This is a genomic window from Roseovarius sp. SK2 (assembly GCF_028807495.1).
Taxonomy (GTDB): Bacteria; Pseudomonadota; Alphaproteobacteria; order Rhodobacterales; family Rhodobacteraceae; genus Roseovarius; species Roseovarius confluentis.
Map to the genome: position 1 here is coordinate 166100 of NZ_JARAMK010000007.1, position 19014 is coordinate 185113.

At 64.1% G+C, this 19014-nt stretch carries 21 protein-coding genes; 16 read left to right on the forward strand and 5 right to left on the reverse strand.

The window, feature by feature from the left end; all coding sequences use genetic code 11:
• Positions 1 to 87: 87 nt before the first annotated feature.
• From yaaA to PVV74_RS14480, 3 genes are all read right to left on the reverse strand, one after another.
• Complete coding sequence (gene yaaA / locus PVV74_RS14470; RefSeq protein WP_274593693.1) at positions 88 to 846, reverse strand: peroxide stress protein YaaA; 759 nt, start codon at positions 844 to 846, stop codon at positions 88 to 90.
• A 135-nt stretch (positions 847 to 981) separates the two neighbouring features.
• Complete coding sequence (recQ, locus tag PVV74_RS14475) at positions 982 to 3021, reverse strand: DNA helicase RecQ (protein WP_274593694.1); 2040 nt, start codon at positions 3019 to 3021, stop codon at positions 982 to 984.
• A gap of 253 nt (positions 3022 to 3274) precedes the next feature.
• On the reverse strand, positions 3275 to 3583 hold the full coding sequence (locus PVV74_RS14480) for a YggT family protein (protein WP_152473387.1): 309 nt from the start codon (positions 3581 to 3583) through the stop codon (positions 3275 to 3277).
• Positions 3584 to 3823: 240 nt separating this feature from the next.
• On the opposite strand from PVV74_RS14480, the gene PVV74_RS14485 reads away from it, so the two are divergent.
• The 5 genes from PVV74_RS14485 (at position 3824) to arfB (ending at position 8252) form a co-directional block, all read left to right on the forward strand.
• Complete coding sequence (locus PVV74_RS14485; protein ID WP_274593695.1) at positions 3824 to 4360, forward strand: acyl-CoA thioesterase; 537 nt, start codon at positions 3824 to 3826, stop codon at positions 4358 to 4360.
• A gap of 73 nt (positions 4361 to 4433) precedes the next feature.
• Complete coding sequence (locus PVV74_RS14490; protein ID WP_274593696.1) at positions 4434 to 5813, forward strand: MFS transporter; 1380 nt, start codon at positions 4434 to 4436, stop codon at positions 5811 to 5813.
• Positions 5798 to 6724: a penicillin-insensitive murein endopeptidase gene (gene mepA / locus PVV74_RS14495; RefSeq protein WP_274593697.1), complete on the forward strand. Its 927-nt coding sequence runs from the start codon at positions 5798 to 5800 to the stop codon at positions 6722 to 6724. Before PVV74_RS14490 ends, mepA begins: the two co-directional genes overlap by 16 nt.
• 71 nt (positions 6725 to 6795) lie before the next feature.
• A complete protein-coding gene (locus tag PVV74_RS14500; protein WP_274593698.1) occupies positions 6796 to 7419 on the forward strand; it encodes a queuosine precursor transporter in 624 nt (207 codons plus the stop codon).
• 416 nt (positions 7420 to 7835) lie between these two features.
• Positions 7836 to 8252, forward strand: a complete 417-nt coding sequence (gene arfB, locus PVV74_RS14505; RefSeq protein WP_371931665.1) for an alternative ribosome rescue aminoacyl-tRNA hydrolase ArfB — start codon at positions 7836 to 7838, stop codon at positions 8250 to 8252.
• A gap of 36 nt (positions 8253 to 8288) precedes the next feature.
• Here arfB and PVV74_RS14510 read toward each other — a convergent pair whose 3' ends face one another.
• Positions 8289 to 8966 (reverse strand): polysaccharide deacetylase family protein, encoded by a 678-nt coding sequence (locus PVV74_RS14510; RefSeq protein WP_274593699.1) that lies wholly within the window; start codon positions 8964 to 8966, stop codon positions 8289 to 8291.
• Positions 8967 to 9097: 131 nt separating this feature from the next.
• Between PVV74_RS14510 and PVV74_RS14515 the strand changes: the two genes are divergently transcribed.
• A complete protein-coding gene (locus PVV74_RS14515) occupies positions 9098 to 9607 on the forward strand; it encodes a CoxG family protein (RefSeq protein ID WP_103763538.1) in 510 nt (169 codons plus the stop codon).
• A 138-nt stretch (positions 9608 to 9745) separates the two neighbouring features.
• Here PVV74_RS14515 and PVV74_RS14520 read toward each other — a convergent pair whose 3' ends face one another.
• Entirely contained in the window at positions 9746 to 10447 is a 702-nt protein-coding gene (locus PVV74_RS14520) for an SGNH/GDSL hydrolase family protein (protein WP_274593700.1), read from the reverse strand.
• 230 nt (positions 10448 to 10677) lie between these two features.
• On the opposite strand from PVV74_RS14520, the gene PVV74_RS14525 reads away from it, so the two are divergent.
• The 10 genes from PVV74_RS14525 to PVV74_RS14570 all read left to right on the forward strand — a co-directional run bounded on the left by PVV74_RS14525 (position 10678) and on the right by PVV74_RS14570 (position 18964).
• Positions 10678 to 11607 carry an ABC transporter ATP-binding protein gene (locus PVV74_RS14525; RefSeq protein WP_274593701.1) on the forward strand — a complete coding sequence of 310 codons (930 nt, stop codon included), beginning with the start codon at positions 10678 to 10680 and terminating at the stop codon, positions 11605 to 11607.
• Positions 11604 to 12365, forward strand: a complete 762-nt coding sequence (locus tag PVV74_RS14530; protein ID WP_103763537.1) for an ABC transporter permease — start codon at positions 11604 to 11606, stop codon at positions 12363 to 12365. Before PVV74_RS14525 ends, PVV74_RS14530 begins: the two co-directional genes overlap by 4 nt.
• 190 nt (positions 12366 to 12555) lie before the next feature.
• Complete coding sequence (locus PVV74_RS14535; protein WP_103763536.1) at positions 12556 to 13353, forward strand: S49 family peptidase; 798 nt, start codon at positions 12556 to 12558, stop codon at positions 13351 to 13353.
• 1 nt (position 13354) lies between these two features.
• A complete protein-coding gene (locus PVV74_RS14540) occupies positions 13355 to 13522 on the forward strand; it encodes a hypothetical protein (protein ID WP_172977391.1) in 168 nt (55 codons plus the stop codon).
• Entirely contained in the window at positions 13522 to 14484 is a 963-nt protein-coding gene (locus PVV74_RS14545; protein WP_274593751.1) for a calcium/sodium antiporter, read from the forward strand. Before PVV74_RS14540 ends, PVV74_RS14545 begins: the two co-directional genes overlap by 1 nt.
• A gap of 13 nt (positions 14485 to 14497) precedes the next feature.
• A complete protein-coding gene (locus PVV74_RS14550) occupies positions 14498 to 15298 on the forward strand; it encodes an SDR family oxidoreductase (RefSeq protein ID WP_103763534.1) in 801 nt (266 codons plus the stop codon).
• Positions 15299 to 15585: 287 nt separating this feature from the next.
• Positions 15586 to 17469, forward strand: coding sequence for an excinuclease ABC subunit UvrC (gene uvrC, locus PVV74_RS14555; RefSeq protein ID WP_274593702.1), 1884 nt, complete (start codon positions 15586 to 15588; stop codon positions 17467 to 17469).
• Between the two features lie 140 nt (positions 17470 to 17609).
• The gene (pgsA, locus tag PVV74_RS14560) at positions 17610 to 18269 is read left to right on the forward strand and encodes a CDP-diacylglycerol--glycerol-3-phosphate 3-phosphatidyltransferase (protein ID WP_103763532.1); all 660 of its coding nucleotides are present in this window, start codon (positions 17610 to 17612) and stop codon (positions 18267 to 18269) included.
• Between the two features lie 4 nt (positions 18270 to 18273).
• Positions 18274 to 18519, forward strand: coding sequence for a molybdopterin converting factor subunit 1 (gene moaD / locus PVV74_RS14565; RefSeq protein WP_103763531.1), 246 nt, complete (start codon positions 18274 to 18276; stop codon positions 18517 to 18519).
• Between the two features lie 4 nt (positions 18520 to 18523).
• The gene (locus PVV74_RS14570; protein ID WP_103763530.1) at positions 18524 to 18964 is read left to right on the forward strand and encodes a molybdenum cofactor biosynthesis protein MoaE; all 441 of its coding nucleotides are present in this window, start codon (positions 18524 to 18526) and stop codon (positions 18962 to 18964) included.
• Positions 18965 to 19014 lie beyond the last annotated feature (50 nt).

The following is a 19014-nucleotide window of genomic DNA, read 5'->3' on the forward strand; positions in this document are numbered from 1 at the left end:
AACGTCCACTTCGTCCGCAACCCAGATATTCTGCCCTAACCTAAACGGGCGCACTAAAGTCCGTGATCCTCGTTCGCGCAGAACGCCCTACTGCTCGCCACGGATGAACGCCGGTTCATCCTCGGTCGAGCGCGCGGCGTCGTAGCGGTAGCCGCCGGAATCGAAATCCTTGATCGCCTCGGCGTCGGTCAGCCGGTTCTGGACGATGAAGCGGGCCATGGCGCCGCGGGCCTTCTTGGCAAAGAAGCTGATAACCTTGGCCTCGCCCTTCTTGGTGTCGAGGAAGGTGGGCGTGATGACCCGCAGCTTGAGCGCGTCGCGGTCGACGGCGCCGAAATACTCCTGGCTGGCGCAGTTGACCAAGATGTCGGTGTCCACCTCTTCGGCGTAGCGGTTGAGCGCCTTCGACAGGCGGTCGCCCCAATAATCATAGAGCGATTTGCCGCGCTCGGTTTTGAGGCGGCTGCCCATTTCCAGACGGTAGGGTTCGATATTGTCCAGCGGGCGCAAGAGGCCGTAGAGACCCGAGAGAATGCGTAGGTGATCCTGCGCCCAGTCGAGTTCGTCAGCATCGAGCGACCCGGCCTCGAGCCCCTGGTAGGTGTCGCCGGCGAAGGCGAGCGCGGCGGGCTTCTTGTCCTGGCTGCCGAAATTGCTGAACCGCTCGGCATTGAGTTTCGCGAGATCGTCGGAGATGCCCATGAGCTTTTTCAGATCGGCCTGGTTGAGGTCGCGGGCCACGTCGGCCAGGGCGTGCGCGTCCTTGGCGAAGGCGGGGCCGGTGGGATGGATCCCCTCGGCCGGGGACATGTCCATTTTCTTGGCTGGCGAGACGACGACGAGCATATGTGACCCTTGAGAAATTAAGCTTTCCGGGGATCTAGGGCGTTTCGAGGAAAAATGGAATCGCCAATACCCTGTCACGCCTTCGGCGTTCTCGGGACATTGGCGATACTCTGGTCATGTTGTCCTCGAAACACCTCAGTCCGCCGCGTGCAGAACGTCCAGAAAGGCGGGGCCGAAACGCTCGGTCCTTTTGTCGCCCAAAAGGCGTTCGAGGTCGCCGAGGTCGCGGGGTTTCGAGGCGGCGACGCGGGCCAGAAGGCTGGCGGAACACGAGAGCGGCTTTTCAATGCCGTCCTCGCCGCGTTGGAGGTTGGACTGCACCTCGAGCAGGCGGTCATAGACCGTGCCGGTCTCGCGGCCCGCCAGTTTGCGGCGGGTGGGGTGCATCGTTTCGGCCTCGCCGTTGATAACCTCGAGAAAGGCAGCGCCGTATTGTTCCAGCTTCTTTGAGCCGACGCCCGAGATGCGCGCCATGTCGTCGAGCGTGCGGGGCCGGGTTTCGGCCATCTCGATCAGGGTGCGGTCGTTGAAGACGATGTAGGCGGGCATCCTCGCGGCCTCGGCCAGCGCGCGGCGCTTGGCCTTGAGCGCCGACAGGAGCGGCGCGTCCTCTTCGGCGACCAGCGTCTTGGCGGCGGGGCGGCGGGATTTGGGCGCGAGGGTGTCGCGGCGCAGGGTGATGTCCTGTTCGCCCTTCAGGATCGGGATGGCCCGTTCGGTCATGCGCAGGGCGCCGTGGCGTTCGGGATCGGGGCGGATCAGGTCGTGACCCATCATCTGGCGAAAGATCCCCTGCCACGTGCGGCGGTCGGTGTCGCGGCCGACGCCGAAGGTGGGCAGGCCGTCATGGCCGCGGGCGCGGATCTTGTCGGTTTCGTTGCCGGTCAGGATGTCGATCAGGTGGCCCGCGCCGAAGAATTCATCCGTGCGCAGGATGGCCGAGAGCGCCTTGCGCACGTCCTGCGTGCCGTCGAAGGTTTCGGGCGGTGTGGTGCAGGTGTCGCAATTGTCGCAGGGGGTCGGGTCCTCGCCGAAATAGCGTAAGAGCGCCTGGCGGCGGCAGGCGTGGGTTTCGGCAAGGCCCAGGAGGGCGTTCAGGCGGGCGTGATCGGCGGCGCGGCGCTCTGACGGGGCGAGGCCCTCGTCGATCTGGGACCGGCGCAGGCGGATGTCGTCGGGGCCGAAGAGCGTGAGCGTGTCGGCGGGCGCGCCGTCGCGGCCGGCGCGGCCGATTTCCTGGTAGTAGGCTTCGATCGACTTGGGCAGGTCGGCATGGGCGACCCAGCGGATGTCGGGCTTGTCCACCCCCATGCCGAAGGCGATGGTGGCGACCACCACCAGCCCGTCCTCGGTGCTGAAGCGGTGTTCGACATGGCGGCGGTCGTCGGGGTCCATGCCGCCGTGATAGTGACAGGCGCTGTGGCCGTCCTCGCGCAGGGCCTTGGCCAGCGTTTCGGTCTTGGCGCGGGTGCCGCAATAGACGATGCCGGACTGGCCTTTGCGAGCGGCGGCGAAGCTGAGGATCTGCTGGCGGGGGCTGTCCTTGGCCGAGAAGGCGAGCGTGATGTTGGGCCGGTCGAAGCCGCGCAGGAAGGTTTCGGGCTGTTGCCCCTCGAACAGTTTCTCGACGATTTCGGCGCGGGTTTCGGCGTCGGCGGTGGCGGTGAAGGCGGCCAGCGGCACGTCGAGGGCACGGCGCAACTCGCCGATGCGCAGGTAATCGGGGCGGAAGTCGTGTCCCCACTGGCTGACGCAATGCGCCTCGTCCACCGCGATCAGGCTGACACCGATGCGGCGCAGCATCCCCATGGCGGACCCGGCGGCGAGGCGTTCGGGGGCGATATAGAGGAGTTTGAGGCGGCCTTGGTCGAGGGCCTCCCAGACGGCCTGGGTCTCTTCCTCGGTATTGCCGGAGGTGAGCGCGCCGGCCTCGACCCCCGCAGCCCTGAGCGCGCGGACCTGGTCGCGCATGAGCGCGATCAGGGGGGAGATGACGACGGTGACGCCGTCGCGCAGGAGGGCAGGGAGTTGATAGCACAGGGATTTGCCGCCGCCGGTCGGCATGATGGCAAGGGTGTTGGACCCTTCCGCGACGGTCTGGACGATCTCTTCCTGGCCGGGACGGAAAGCGGAGAATCCGAAGACGTCTTGCAGCAGCGTGGCAGCGCTTTGCATGGGAAACCTGTAAGATTTTAGTTTTCTGCTCTTACGGGTGACAGTCCCACACTAAGGAATCGTAAACAAGTCCCGGATGAGCGTTGGTTGCGCGGAATCAAGGCCGAAGGCCGCCGCGTCATCGCCAGACCGCCCGGACGGGCTGGCGATTGGGTAACGTGTGCGCGTCGATTTGAAGTTCTGCGGATGCGACAGGGATAAAGTGCCCTGAAGACCTGTCAGGTCGCCAGCCCGTGGTCTGGCGATGGCGCGCCTATCCGCAGTAGCCCAAGGGGCGCCCGTTGCACAGGAGTTCCGGCAGGATGAAGTCGCGCAGCGAAATCAGCGCGACGAAGGCCACCAGAGGCGCGAGGTCGAGGGGGCGGGTGTCGGGCAGGATGCGGCGGATGGGTTCGTAGATCGGCTCCAGCAGGCGGTTCAGGCCGTACCAGATCTGGGCCACGAACTGTTGGCTGAGGTTCAGGACCTGGAAATTGATCAGCCAGCTCATGATGATGTGGATGATCATGATGAAGAACACCACGTCCAGAATGAGCCCGATGGGACCTGCGATTGCCTGCATCTGATGAACCTCTTGCTTGCTGCGCGGAATAAAGCGTCCTGCCGTTAACCTGAGGTATCAGATAAAGGCAGGGTGCGCGCAACACTCAATCGTCGCGCTGCGCACGACCAATAACTGCGATCCAGGTTTTTGGCCGCACGCTTCAGGTAAGCGTCATGGCGGTATTCCGCAAGCTTTACGCGAGGTTGTGGTTGACGTATGCCGCGCCCGCGTCAAGACCAACGGGAAAAGGAGCGCCCGATGTATCCTGTCGTCCGCATGTTCTGGCAGCTTTATAAGCACCGCAATTCGCCGCCGCTGGCGCCGACCGACACGCACGTGTCGCGGCATGTCTGCCTGCCGTGGGATATCGACCTGTGGATGGAGCTGAACAACGGGCGGACGCTGACACTGTATGATCTTGGGCGTATCCCGCTGGCGATGCGGGCGGGGCTGGTGAAGGTTCTGAAAAAGAACCGTTGGGGGCTGACCATGGCGGGGGCGAGCGTGCGGTATCGCCGCCGGATCCGGATGTTCGAAACGGTCGAGATGCGGTCCCGCGCGGTGTGGTGGGACGCGCGGTTCGTCTATCTGGAACAGTCGATGTGGAAGTCCGACGGCGAATGCGCCAACCATATCGTCTATCGCTCGGCCGTGACCGGCAAGGACGGGATCGTGTCGCCCGAGACGGTGATGGCGGCGCTGGGCAAGACGGTCGAGCGGCCCGAGGCGCCCGAATGGGTGACCGCCTGGATCGAGGCGGATGCAAAGCGGCCCTGGCCGCCGATGCAGGACTGACGCGGAAAGCCCAAGGAAAGGCTTGCCACCGGACCCCGAACCGCGTTTGATCGCGGCGAGGCGAGGGGGCAAGATGGCAGACGTTTCAGCACGCAAGCGGATCTGGGGCTGGTTCTTTTTCGACTGGGCCAGCCAGCCCTATCACACCCTGTTGGTGACCTTCGTGTTCGGGCCGTTCTTTGCGGCTGTCGCCTCGAACTATTTCCTTGGTACCGGGCTGGAAGAAGAGGCGGCGGATGCGCGGGCCCAGACCTTGTGGTCATGGTGCCTGGCGCTGTCGGGGCTGGTCATCGCCTTTGGTGCGCCGATCATGGGCGCGATGGCGGATTCCGCCGGGCGGCGTATTCCGTGGATGGTTTTCTTTTCGGTGCTCTATGTCGTCGGCGCGGCGGGCCTGTGGTGGACGGCGCCGGACGGGTCGAACATGGTGCTGGCGCTGGTGCTGTTCGGGATCGGTTTCATCGGGGCGGAGTACGCGCTGATTTTCGTCAATTCGCAACTGCCCTCGGTGGCGACGGCGGAAGACGTGGGGTCGACATCGGGCAGCGGGTTCGCCTTTGGCTATCTCGGCGGGCTGGCGTCGATGGCGATCATGCTGGTGTTCTTTCAGACCATGGACGGGGGACGCACAATCGTTGGGCTGGAACCGGCGCTGGGGCTGGATGCTGCGCAGGACGAGGACAAGCGCATCGTCGGGCCACTGGCCGCGGCCTGGTACGTGGTGTTCATGATCCCCTATTTCCTGTGGGTGCGAGATGCGGACACCGCGCCCAAGGGTACGGGGTTCGTCGGTGCGATGGCTTTGCTGAAGAAATCGGTGGCGAACCTGCCCAACCGCAAAAGCCTGCTGGCCTACCTGGGATCGTCGATGTTCTATCGCGACGCGCTGAACGGGCTTTACAGTTTCGGGGGCACTTACGCGACGCTGGTGCTGGACTGGTCGATCGTGAGGGTGGGGATCTTCGGGATCGTCAGCGCCGTTGCCGCGGCGGCCTTCAGCTGGGTCGGCGGCAGGCTGGACAAGCGATACGGGCCGAAGCCGGTGATCGTGGTGGCGGTGTGGATCCTGATCGGGGTGTGCATCACCATCGTCAGCATGGACCGCACGATGTTCTTCGGCATCCCGCTGGAGGAGGGCTCGGCCCTGCCGGACATAGTGTTCTTCGGCTGCGGTATCCTGATCGGGGGGCTGGGCGGGACGCTGCAATCGGCGAGCCGGTCGCTGATGGTGCGCCACACGGACCCGGCGGTGCCGACCGAAAGCTTTGGTCTTTACGGGCTGTCGGGGCGGGCAACGGCGTTCGTGGCCCCCGCATTGATCGGTCTGGTGACGTATATCAGCGGAAGCGCGCGAATTGGTGTCACGCCCCTTATTCTTCTTTTCCTCGTGGGGTTGATCTTGCTACGCTGGGTTCAGGCAAAAGGGGATAGTGAAACATGGTCCGTATCGTAAAGCCGGTCCTGCTGGCGTTGGTGCTGGCGGGCTGTGGTGGGTCCACGGCAGAACAGGAGAGCGCCCAGCCCGCGGTGCTTTCGACGCAGAACATTCCGGCAGACATGCGCGGGGTGCAGGCGAAACAGCTGTTCGGCGCCAAACGAGGCGGCTCGCAGCAGGCCGCGCGGCCCTATGGCGGTTATGCCAAGGGATGCGTGGCGGGCGGTGTGCAACTGCCCGAGACCGGGCCGACATGGCAGGCGATGCGCCTGAGCCGGAACCGCAACTGGGGCCATCCCGAGACCATCGATTTCATCCAGAAGCTTTCGCGCTTTGCCGCGACGCAGCCGGGCTGGAACGGGCTCTATGTAGGAGACATCAGCCAGCCGCGCGGCGGGCCGATGCTGAGCGGGCACCGCAGTCACCAGATGGGGCTGGATGCCGATATCTGGCTGCGGCCCGCGAACAACCTGAACCTCAGCCGGGCGCAGCGCGAAAGCCTGTCGTCGATTTCGCTGCGGCGGGCGAACGGGGCCTATACGAACGACAATTACAACCGGACCCACCACGAGATCATGAAGGCCGCGGCGAAGGATCCGCGCGTTGCGCGGATTTTCGTTTTTCCGGGGGCCAAGGTGCGGATGTGCGAGGAAGAGACCGGCGACCGCAGTTGGCTGCGCAAGATCCGGCCCTGGTACGGGCATCACTATCATTTCCACGTGCGCCTGAAATGTCCGCGCGGCGCGAAAGGATGCGTCGACCAAGCCGCACCCCCCGCCGGGGATGGCTGCGCCGATGCGCGGCAGTGGCAGCGCAACATCCTGAACCCGCCGCCGCCTGACCCCAACGCGCCGCCGCCCAAGCCGCGCCGCGAGTTGACCATGGCGGACCTGCCGGCGCAGTGCCTGGGCGTGCTGCAATCGGAGTGAGGTCTTGCGGTTCTGCCGCAAAATGACTAGCGCAGGCCCCTGATATAAACGCGTATCGGGGGCCTGTGCGCATGACATCCAAGATCCTTCCCGGTGTTCTGGCGATGGCGGCGATTGTCGTCGCGTCGAACATTTTGGTGCAGTTCCTGTTCGGCCAGTGGCTGACCTGGGGTGCGTTCACCTATCCGCTGGCTTTTCTGGTGACGGACGTGATGAACCGTGTCTATGGCCGCGCGGCGGCGCGGCGTGTTGTTCTCGTGGGCTTCGTGGTGGGGCTGATCTGTTCGTTCATCGGGACGCAGATTTCGGGGGAGTTCGGGCCGCTGGTGACGGTGCGGATCGCGCTGGGCTCGGCAGTGGCGTTTCTGACGGCGCAACTGTTGGATATCGCGGTGTTCGATCGGTTCAGGGCCGGCGCATGGTGGCGGGCGCCGGTGGTGTCGTCGCTGATCGGCGGCAGCGTGGACACGGGCCTGTTCTTTACCATCGCGTTTTCGGCCAGCCTGACATTCCTGGAGCCGGGCAATGACGTGAGCTGGGCCGGCGAGGCGCTGCCGCTTTTGGGTGCAGGCCCGGTGGTGCCGCTCTGGGTGTCGCTGGCGGTGGCGGACTGGCTGGTGAAGCTGGTGCTGGCAATTTTGGCACTTGTGCCGTTTCGCATCATCGTGGGGTCACTTAGTGGCAGGACCACATGATTTTGTTTTGACAAACGCGAAATCTGTGGCAGGCTACCTTTGAGTTCAACAACTGAAAGGAGGTGATCCAGTGTCTATAAAGGGATTGGAGAGAGGTGTCGGAACAGTCAGGGAGGTTCGTGTCTGAGGCAGCCCTTGGGCGCGTGAACACCCGGATTGGCAGGGCCTAACCGACCTCGCCTCCGAAACTTTTAGAAGGGCCGCTCCATGAGGTTGGGGCGGCCCTTTTAGTGTGAAAATGGCGCGTCGGTATCGCGTCGGTATTTAAAGCGTTTCGCGATAAACCTGAAACGCTGCTTATCGAGAAACGCCGCGCAACATTCAAGCGTCGCACGCGTTTCGCCTTTAGCTGATTCCTCAGGTCAAAGGCGAAACGCTTTGAGTGGCATCGCGTCAGTGCTATTTGACAGGGCATCATGAAGATCAACGACAAGATCACCATCGAGGATTGGGAGCTGACCGAGCAGTTCACCCGCGCGTCCGGGCCGGGCGGGCAGAACGTGAACAAGGTGTCCTCGGCGGTGGAGTTGCGGTTCGAGGCGGATCGCTCGCCGAACCTGCCCGACCCGGTGAAACGGCGGCTGCGGCGGCTGGCCGGGCGGCGCTGGACCAAGGACGGCGCGGTGGTGCTACAGGTGTCGGAGGAACGCAGCCAGGCCCGCAACCGCGAGATCGCGCGGGAGCGGCTGGCGGACCTGATCGTCAAGGCGTGTGAAAAGCCGAAGCGGCGCATCCCGACGAAAGTGTCGAAGAACCAGAAGCGCAAGCGGGTGGAGGCGAAGAAGAAGCGGGCGGAAGTGAAGGCGTTGAGGGGGAAGGTGGACGGCGTTTGATGCGCCGTGTGCAGGACGCGTGGGTTTTCACCCACCCTACGCGGGTTTGATCGCAACGCCCCGCGTGGTGGCGGCGCCCAGCAGGCGGCCGATCTGGGCTTGGCTGCTGTAGAATCCCGGGCCGGTTTTGCGGTCCCTGATGTCGTGGCCGGTGAAGACCGCGAGGCCGTCCGTCTTGGCGATGAGGTCGAGCAAGTGGTGCTGCCGGCGCCAGCCGGGGAAGGCCTTGTGCTGCATGTCGGCGAAGCCAAGGTTGTCGAGGCAGCGTGAGGCGGGGATTTCACCGTAGATGCGGCTGGCGGGGTTGGTGTGGTCGAGGCTGCGGGGGCCGGCGGCGCGGATGACCTCGAAGCGGGAGGCGAGGGCCGCGCGGGTCTCGGGCGTGGAAGCGTGGAAGGGGCAGGCGAAGGTGCGTGCCGGGAAGCCTGCCGCGCGATGTTCCGCTATGGCAAGGTCTACTTCGTGTTCGAGCCAGTGGTCGAGGCCGTGGGTTGCGAGGTACGATTTCAGTTTCGGGTGCGTGCGGGTGTGGCAGGCGATCTCGTGACCGTCGGATTGCAGGAGGTGCAGGCCTTCGATTTGGTCCGGCATGGCCGTGTGCAGGTGCGACACGCAGAAGGTGACGCGGGCGTCATGGGCGTCGAACACGGGTCGGGCGGCGACCCAGTTTGCGACGAACAGATCGTCGAAGGTGAGGCAAAGCGTGCCGGGCAAGTGCGGTCCCCCATGCGACTAAGGTCTTGATGCGCGAGACGCCTTGCGTCTGTCAATTTATACTGCGCATCGGTCTTGGAGGGTTCGGGGCCGTGCGGTAGGATCGGGCCAACCCAAGGAGGAGACGTGTCATGCAGATGAGTGGCGAGCGCGAGATCGCGGCGGACCGGGAGACGGTCTGGGCCGCACTGATGGAACCCGAAGTTCTGAAGGAATGCGTGCCGGGCGCGCAGGAGGTCACGGGCAACCCGCAGGACGGGTACGAGGCGACGGTGACACAGAAGGTCGGGCCGGTGAAGGCCACGTTCAAGGGCATGGTGACGTTCAGCGAGATGACCCAGCCCGAGAGCCTGCGCCTGGAAGGCGAGGGCAAGGGCGGGGCCGCGGGCTTTGCCAAGGGCGCGGCGGATGTTCGGCTGGAAGAGGTCGAGGGCGGCACGAAGCTGAGCTATGACGTGGAGGCGAAGGTGGGTGGCAAGCTGGCGCAGCTTGGCAGCCGGATCGTGGACGGGTTTGCCAAGAAGATGGCCGACCAGTTCTTTTCCAACCTCGAGGATGTCATCGAGGGGCCGAAGGAGGACGAGCCGGAAGAGCAGGCCGAGAAGAAAGGTTGGCTGAAGCGGATGATCTCGAAGGGGTGAGAGTTCGTTTCATGCCGGGTTGATTGCGTCCCCGTCGGAGCCTCCGGCGGGGATATTTTTGGCCAGAGGAAAAGGGGGCGCGTGATCGGGGCGCGCGCCCCGCCTTTATTTGAAGTGTCAGGCCAAAGGCGGGACACCTTATTTCCGGCGCGGTCCGTTCTGGCGGATGAGCTCGGCGATGCGGCTGCCGATGGCGTCGGATCCCTTGGGTGACGGGTGGATGAGGTCGACCGCGTGGTAGGTGCGGTCGCCAGGCGGGACGACATCGCTCATCGGGATGAAGTGCACGCCGCGGTCGAGCGCGGCGAGGCGGGCCATGCGGGCGTCCATCTCGCGGCCCTCGTCGACGCAGCCTTCGATGGGGGAGCGCACGCCGGGGGTGTGCAGGTAGCCCACCATCACCACGTTGGCGCCAGTCTTGCGCATTTTCGACACGAAACCGGGGATAACGCCGGTGGTACCGTCGTCGGAGATCAGCCGGTCGATGCGGCGGTCGCAAAGCCCGCAGCCGCAGCCGAAGAGAATGTCGTTGCCGCCGCCGTTCATCACGATCCAGTCCCAGTTGCCGGCGCGGAATTGTTTCGTGATGTTCATGCCGGCCGCGCCCGAGATGGGCAGGGAATAGAGGAAGCGGGCGCCGGACACGGAGCGGTCGATGACCGGCTCGCCCAGGCGGCGTTCCATGGCGTGAGAGACGGATTTCCCGGCCGTGCCGTGAAAGGCCATCATGGAGTCGCCCATGAGAAGGATACGGGAGTTGTCGGCACGCGTCACCGACTCGGTGCAGGCACCGAGCGCAAATATGATGAGCGGCCAGACAAAACGAGAGAGGCGTTTCATGTCTGTCCTGCGATTTTCTTGATGCGCATGCATCATGCGCCCCCAACCGCGGACAGAATTCCCGCTTGAGACGAGTCGTGCAATGCAAAATGTGGAAACGATACGTTTTATTTGGGGCGGCATGGGTTTCGGCGCGCAGGAATGCACAAGGGGTTGTGTTTCCGTACCGGCTTGCGCCGGGTCGCGGCCGGATTACTTTGCCGCGAATGACGAAAGAAGGAGCGCGGGACATGGCAGCGTTTGTCGAGGTGAGCGGCCTGGAGAAGACCTTTGACGACGGGTTCCAGGCCTTGAAGGGCGTGGACCTGGAGATCCGCGAGGGCGAGATCCTGGCGCTGTTGGGGCCCAACGGCGCGGGAAAGACGACGCTGATTTCGGCGCTGTGCGGGATCACGACGCCCACGGGCGGGACGGCGCGCGTCGGCGGGCATGATATCGCCGAGGAGTATCGCGCGGCGCGGTCGCTGGTGGGACTGGTGCCGCAGGAGATCGCGCTGGAGCCGTTCGAGAAGGTGATCAACACGGTGCGGTTTTCGCGCGGCCTCTTTGGCAAGGGGCGTGACGAGGCGCTGGTGGAGAAGATCCTGCGGCAGCTGAGCCTGTGGGACAAGCGCACCAACCAGGTCAAGGAACTGTCGGGCGGCATGAAGCGCCGGGTGCTGATCGCCAAGGCGCTGGTGCACGAGCCGCGTGTTCTGTTCCTGGACGAGCCGACCGCCGGTGTCGATGTGGAGCTGCGCCGCGATATGTGGGAGGTGGTCGAAGGGCTGCGGCAGGACGGGGTGACAATCATTCTGACCACCCATTACATCGAGGAGGCTGAGGCGATTGCCGACCGGGTGGCGGTGATCAACAAGGGCGAGATCCTGCTGGTCGAGGACAAGGCCGCGCTGATGCAGCGGATGGGGCGCAAGAGCTTGCGGATCGATCTGGTCGAGCCGGTGGAGGCGGTGCCCGAGAGCCTGTCGGATTACGACTTGTGGAAGAGCCCGGACGGCCAGAGCCTGACCTATACTTATGACACCAATGCCGAGCGGACGGGGATTGCGCGGCTGGTGCGCGAACTGACGGAGGCGGGCTTGGTGATCCGCGATATTCAGACCAGCCAGTCGAGTTTGGAAGAGATCTTCGTGGGGCTGGTGAAGGAGGATGCGGCATGAATTTTCTGGCCATTGCAGCGATCTACAAGTTCGAGATGCAGCGGTTCTTTCGCACCCTGCTGCAAAGTTTCGTGTCGCCGGTGATCTCGACCTCGCTTTACTTCGTGGTGTTCGGCGCGGCCATCGGCAGCCGGATCGACCAGGTGGAGGGCGTGAGTTATGGCGCGTTCATCGTGCCGGGGCTGATCATGCTGTCGGTGATCACGCAGGCGATTTCAAACGCCTCCTTCGGGATCTATTTCCCCAAGTTCATCGGCACGATCTATGAGTTGCTGTCGGCGCCGGTGAACTTCCTGGAGATCGTGATCGGGTATGTGGGGGCCGCCGCCACCAAGGCGCTGTTCATCGGGGTGGTGATATTGGCGACCTCGGCGTTGTTCGTGGACGTGGAGATACAGCATCCGGGCGCGATGGTGGTGTTTCTGCTGTTGACCTGCATCAGTTTCGCGCTGTTCGGGTTCATCATCGGGATCTGGGCGCAGAATTTCGAGCAGTTGCAGTTGGTGCCGCTGCTGATCGTGACGCCGCTGGTGTTCCTGGGGGGCTCGTTCTACTCGATCTCGATGCTCCCGCCGTTCTGGCAGACGGTGACGCTGTTCAATCCGGTGGTCTACCTGATCTCGGGGTTCCGCTGGGCTTTCTTCGGGCAGGCGGACGTGTCCATCGGGCTGAGCCTGCTGGCGATTGCGGGGTTCACGGCGCTGTGCCTGTTCCTGATCTGGCGGATCTTCAAGACGGGGTACCGGATCAAGAGTTGAGGAGAGCGCGCCTGGGTTGGCGTCGGGAGGCGCGTGGGTTTTCACCCACCCTACGCAGGATGGGCGACGTCCTGGGAAAGGGCGGCGGCGGTCTGACCCTGCGTCGTATTCGTGGCTTTCTTGCCCGTCGGCCCTATTGATACGCGCCGCCACCTTGTTTGTCGCGCGCGGGCATTCTACATGCCCCTCCATGAAGCGATTTATCCCGTTTTTGAAAAGCGACCCGCTGGTGTCGGTTATACGCCTGTCGGGTGCGATTGGCGCAGGGTCCCGGATGCCGCTGAGCGACGAGGCGATGGCGCCCGCCATTGAAAAGGCGTTCAGCCGCGGCAAGCCCAAGGCCGTCGCGCTGTTGATCAACAGCCCTGGCGGATCGCCGGTGCAATCTGCGCTGATCGCGGGACGCATCCGGCGGCTGGCCGAGGAAAAGAAAGTGCCGGTTCATGCTTTCGTCGAGGACGTCGCGGCGTCGGGCGGCTATTGGCTGGCCTCGGCGGCGGATGATATCTGGGTCGACGACAATTCGATCGTGGGCAGCATCGGCGTGATCTCGGCGGGCTTCGGCGCGCATGTGTTCCTGGCGCGGCAGGGTGTGGAACGGCGGGTCTACACGGCTGGCAAGTCGAAGAGCACGCTTGATCCGTTCCAGCCCGAGAAGAAGGAAGACGTGGCGCGTCTGAAAGGCATTCTGGAAGAGATGCACGGAAACTTCATCGCGCAGATCAAGGCGCGGCGGGGCGACCGGCTGAGCGAGGACGACGACCTGTTTACCGGCGAGTTCTGGCTGGGTGGCCGGGGTGTCGAGCTGGGGCTGGCCGACGGGGTGGCGCACCTGGTGCCGAAGCTGAAGGAGCTTTACGGCGACAAGGTGCGGTTCGCCACCTACGGCAAGAAAAAGGGCTTTTTCCAGCGGTTCGGGTCTTCGGTGGTCGAGGATGCGTTCGCCTCGGTCGAGGAACGCGCGGCTTTTGCCCGGTTCGGCCTGTGACGTGCTGAGCAAGATCGCCCTCATATTCCTGGCCTTCATCGCAGTGCTGGCGATGTTCGGACGCCTGCGCTTTCCCGGACAGAAAAAGCTGGAGTCGGCCCGTTGCCCGCATTGCAAGCGGTTTCGCATCGGCAAGGGGCCGTGCCAGTGCCGGGAGGGCAAATCCTGATGTGGCCATGGCTGATGTCGGGCTTGGGGTTGCTGATCCTGCTGCTGGCAGGCGATGCGCTTGTGAAAGGCGCGGTGAACCTGAGCCTGCGTGTGGGCATTCCCGCGCTGATCGTCAGCCTGACCATCGTGGCTTTCGGCACCTCGGCGCCTGAACTGCTGATCTCGGTCAACGCGGTGCTGGACAACAAGCCGGGGCTGGCGCTGGGCAACGTGATCGGGTCGAACACGGCCAATATCCTGCTGGTGCTTGGGGTGCCGGCGCTGTTGGCGCCGCTGCACACCTCGGGGTGCAACACGCGCAAGACGTATCTGTTCATGATCGGGGCGACGCTGATCTTCATCGGCATGGCATTCCGGGGTCCGTTCGACATGCTGGCGGGGACGGTTCTGCTGGCCTGCCTTGGGCTGGTGCTGGGCGATGCGTTTCGGGATGCGCGCAACCACCGCAAGGCCGGGGCCGCGGCAGCCGCCGAGGCCGAGGACGAAGAAGAGGTCGAGGGCGCGGACCCCGACATGCCGTGGTGGCAGATCTTCGTCTTTCTGGCGCTGGGCCTTGTGGGGCTGCCGCTGGGCGCGGACCTGCTGGTGGACAATGCGTCGATCATCGCGCGGGAATTCGGCGTCAGCGATGCGGTGATCGGCCTGACGCTGGTCGCGCTGGGCACCTCGCTGCCTGAGCTGGCGACGACGGTGATGGCGGCCTTGCGCAAGCAGGCCGACGTGGCGCTGGGCAACGTCATCGGGTCAAACATGTTCAACCTGCTGGCCATCATCGGGATCACGTCCTTTGTCGGCACGATCCCGGTCGACCCCGAGTTCCTGCAATTCGACCTTTGGGTGATGCTGGGCGCGTCGCTGCTGCTGATCCCGTTCGTGTTCCTGGGCCGGGACATTCACCGGCTGTGGGGCATCGCCTTGACCGTTCTTTACGTGATCTATGTCTTGGTCGTGTTGAGCTGAACGGAGCCCCCGCATGACCGACCAACCCCAGACCCGCCGCGCCCTTGTGACCGGAGGCGGCAAGCGCCTTGGGCGTGCGATGGCGCTGTACCTGGCGGCGCGGGGATATGACGTGGCCGTGCATTACGGCGGCTCGGCGGATGCGGCCGAGGAAACTGCCGGCGAAATCGAGGCGAAGGGGCAAAGGGCCGTGGCCGTGCAGGCGGACCTGCTGGACGAGGATGCGGTACAGGCGCTGATGCCCGAGGCGGCGGCGCGGCTGGGCGGGCCGGTGCATGTGCTGGTGAACAACGCGTCGATTTTCGAGGACGAGACATACGAGACGGCGACGCGGCAAAGCTGGGACCGGCACATGGAATCGAACCTGCGCGCGCCCTTTGCGCTGACGCAGGCGCTGGCGGCGCAGGTGCCGGAGCCGGTCAAGGACGAGAACGGCGAGCCGGTGGCGCAGGGGCTGGTGGTGAACATGATCGACCAGCGGGTGCGCAAGCTGACGCCCTATTTCGCCAGTTACACGATTGCGAAATCGGGTCTGTGGACGATGACGCGCACCGCCGCGCAGGCGCTGGCCCCGCGCGTGCGGGTCAACGGGATCGGCCCCGGACCGACGCTGAAGAGCACTGAGCAGAGCGAAGAACAGTTCTTTGACCAGCGGGCGCGGACGATTCTGAAGCGGGGCGTGAACCCCGAGGATATCACCGCCGCACTGGGCTATTTCCTGGAGGCAAAGGCGGTCACCGGGCAGCTGATCTGCGTCGATGGCGGGCAGCATCTGGCATGGCAAACGCCGGATGTTCTGGGGGTCGATGTATAGACGCTACGTCAACTTGTTCACGTGCCGCCGGGTGGTTACCGAAGCGTTACAAAAGTTTTAATGTTTTCATATATTTGGGATACCACGGATTTTTTGTGTATTGAAAACAATGCCTTATGTTTGTGCTTAATTTCTGTGCAACTTAACGAAGCAGGTCTAATACAACGAAAAAATCCGGCTGCCCAAAACTTGTCCGCAGAGTTATCCACACGATCGGTGGAGATGTTTCCTATTGCGGGGTGTGTGCTAATCATTGCAGCCCAACAGGCAGAATCAAACCAGAACGAATGACCGGCGAATCGAAACACGAAACAGAGCGCGCTGCCGTCCCCGAGACCGGGCATAAGGTGATCCAGTCTTACCTGAAGACGCTGGATGGCTCGCCCGGGGTCTACCGGATGCTGGGGGCGCAGAGCCAGGTGCTGTATGTCGGCAAGGCGCGGAACCTGAAGGCGCGGGTGTCGAGCTATTCGCGGCCCACGGGGCATACGCCGCGGATCGCTAGGATGATCGCGGAAACCGCGTCGATGATGTTCCTGACCACGGCGACCGAGACCGAGGCGCTGCTGCTGGAGCAGAACCTGATCAAGCAGCTGAAGCCGCGCTACAACGTGCTTTTGCGCGACGACAAGTCGTTTCCGAATATCCTTGTGACCGGGCACGACTTCCCGATGATCAAGAAGCATCGCGGCGCGAAGAAGGAGAAAGGGCAGTATTATGGCCCCTTCGCCAGCGCGGGCGCGGTGAACCGGACGCTGGGGCAATTGCAGCGGGTGTTCCAGCTGCGCAATTGCAGCGACACGCAGTTCGAGAGCCGCACGCGGCCTTGTTTGCAATACCAGATCAAGCGCTGCACGGCGCCATGTGTGGGGTATATCTCGAAACAGGAGTATGGCGCGCAGGTGAAGGATGCGCAGCGTTACCTGTCGGGGCGGTCGACCGAGATCCAGGAGAAGCTGGCCGCCGACATGCAGGAAGCCAGCGCGGCGATGGAATTCGAGCGCGCCGCGGCCTTGCGTGATCGGATCAAGGCACTGACGCAAGTGCAGACGGCGCAGGGGATCAACCCGCGCACGGTGGGCGAGGCGGATCTGGTGGCGCTGCACCTGGAGAAAGGTCAGGCTTGCGTGCAGGTGTTTTTCATCCGCGCGGGGCAGAACTGGGGGAACAAGGATTTCTATCCGCGCGTCGGTGCGGACGTGGCCGAGGCGGAAGTGCTGGAGGCGTTCCTGGGCCAGTTCTATGACACCAAGGACCCGGCGCGGCAGATCATCCTGAGCCACGAGATCGAGAGCCCGGACCTGATGGCCGAGGCGCTGAGTGGCAAACTGGGGCGCAAGGTGGAACTGCTGGTGCCGCAGCGGGGCGAGAAGGCGGAACTGGTCGAGGCGGCGCTGCGCAATGCCCGCGAAAGCCTTGCGCGGAAGATGAGCGAGAGCGCGACGCAGGCCAAGCTGTTGAAGGGCGTGGCGGAGGCGTTCGACCTGCCAGGCCCCCCGGAGCGGATCGAGGTCTATGACAACAGCCATATCCAGGGGGCGCATGCCGTGGGGGCGATGATCGTGGCCGGGCCCGAGGGGTTGATGAAGAACCAGTATCGCAAGTTCAACATCCGCGGCGACGACCTGACCCCCGGGGATGATTTCGGGATGATGAAAGAGGTCCTGACCCGTCGGCTGAAGCGGCTGATCAAGGACGATCCGGACCGCGACAAGGGGCTGTGGCCCGATCTGCTGTTGATCGATGGCGGTCAGGGGCAGGTGAGCGCCGTGCATTCGATCATGCAGGAGATGGGCGTGCGCGACCTGCCGATGGTGGGCGTGGCCAAGGGGCTGGACCGCGACGCCGGCAAGGAAGAGTTTCACCGGATGGGCAAGCGGCCCATGGCGCTGCGCCACAACGATCCGGTGCTGTATTTCATCCAGCGGCTGCGGGACGAGGCGCACAGGTTTGCCATCGGCACGCACCGGGCAAAGCGGACCAAGGCGGTCAGTGCCTCACCGCTGGACGAGATCGCGGGGGTGGGCGCGTCGCGTAAACGCGCATTGCTGGCGCATTTCGGGTCGGCCAAGGCGGTGAGCCGGGCGAACTTGGCAGATCTCAAGGCTGTGGACGGCGTCTCGGCCGCGCTGGCGCAGAAGGTCTATGACCATTTCCACGAGAAAGGCTGAGCGGATTTCGACGCGGGCTGCGCCCGCGCCGACCGGCTGGGGGCGCTGCCCCCAGACCCCCGGAGTATTTCGGGAACGATGAAGCCGTGGAAACCTGATCAGGGCTTTCGGACGGGGGCGGTTCGCACTACTTAGAGCGTATGACGTGGAATCTTCCGAATATTCTGACCGTGTTGCGGTTGTTGGCGGCCCCGGCGCTGGCGGTGATGTTTCTTTACTTCAACCGCCCGTGGGCGGATTGGTTTGCGCTGGTGCTGTTCGTCGGCGCGGCGATCACGGACTGGTTCGACGGCTACCTGGCCCGGGCGTGGAAGCAGACGACCAAGCTGGGCACGATGCTGGACCCGATCGCGGACAAGGCGATGGTTGTGATCGCACTCGCGGTGATCCTGGGATACTCGTCGATGTCGCCGTGGCTGGTGCTGCCGGCGACGATGATCCTGTTCCGGGAAGTGTTCGTGTCGGGCCTGCGGGAATACCTGGGCGATACGGCAGGGACGCTGAAGGTGACCAGGCTGGCCAAGTGGAAGACCACGTTGCAGATGGTGGCGATTGCGGTGCTTTTTGCGCAAGGTGTTTTCCTGCACTATTTCGGCATGTCCAGCATGGGCATGGACGAACAGATCGTGGCCGATGTGTTGGCGGGTCGCGAAGAGGATCTGCATGGGCTGCGGTGGAAATTCGACGGGATGGTCGTCACCGGCCACGTTGGGCTGTGGTTGTTGTGGCTGGCCGCCGGGCTGACGCTGATCACCGGCTTCGACTATTTTCGCAAGGCGATGCCTTACCTGAAGGACTGAGCACATGGACGTTCTATACTTCGCATGGGTGCGGGAGCGGATCGGGCGCCCCAAGGACAACATCGAAACCGGGGCCGCGACGGTGCGGGACCTGGTCGAGGAGTTGCGGGCGCGGGAGGCGCGCTACGAGATGGCGTTCGCCGATCTGGATGCGCTGCGGGTGGCCGTGGACCAGGAGCTGGCGGATTTCGATGCGCCGCTTGCGGGGGTGCGCGAGGTGGCATTCTTTCCGCCGATGACGGGGGGCTGAGGCCTTGGACATCCGTGTGCAGGAAGAGGCGTTCGACCTTGGCGCAGAGGTCAACGATTTCACCAGCCGGCAGAGTGGCATGGGCGCGGTGGTGAGTTTCACCGGGATCGTGCGGGATATCGCGGCGGGCCTGGAGGCGATGCAGATCGAGCATTACCCGGGGATGACCGAGAAGGCGCTGGCCGGGATCGCCGAGGAGGCAAGCGCGCGCTGGAGCTTGGGCGATGTGCTGGTCATTCATCGCCATGGTGCGCTGGCCCCCGACGAGATGATCATGATGGTCGCCACGTCCTCGCCCCACCGGGCGGATGCGTTTCAGGCGGCGGAGTTCCTGATGGATTACCTGAAATCCCGCGCGCCCTTCTGGAAAAAGGAAGTGACGCGGGACGGCGCCGATTGGGTGGATGCCAAGGACGCCGACGAGGATGCGCTGAGCCGCTGGTGACGCAAGGTTCGCGTTGACCGCAGCGGGCCGTGCATGGAGAGATTTGCCCG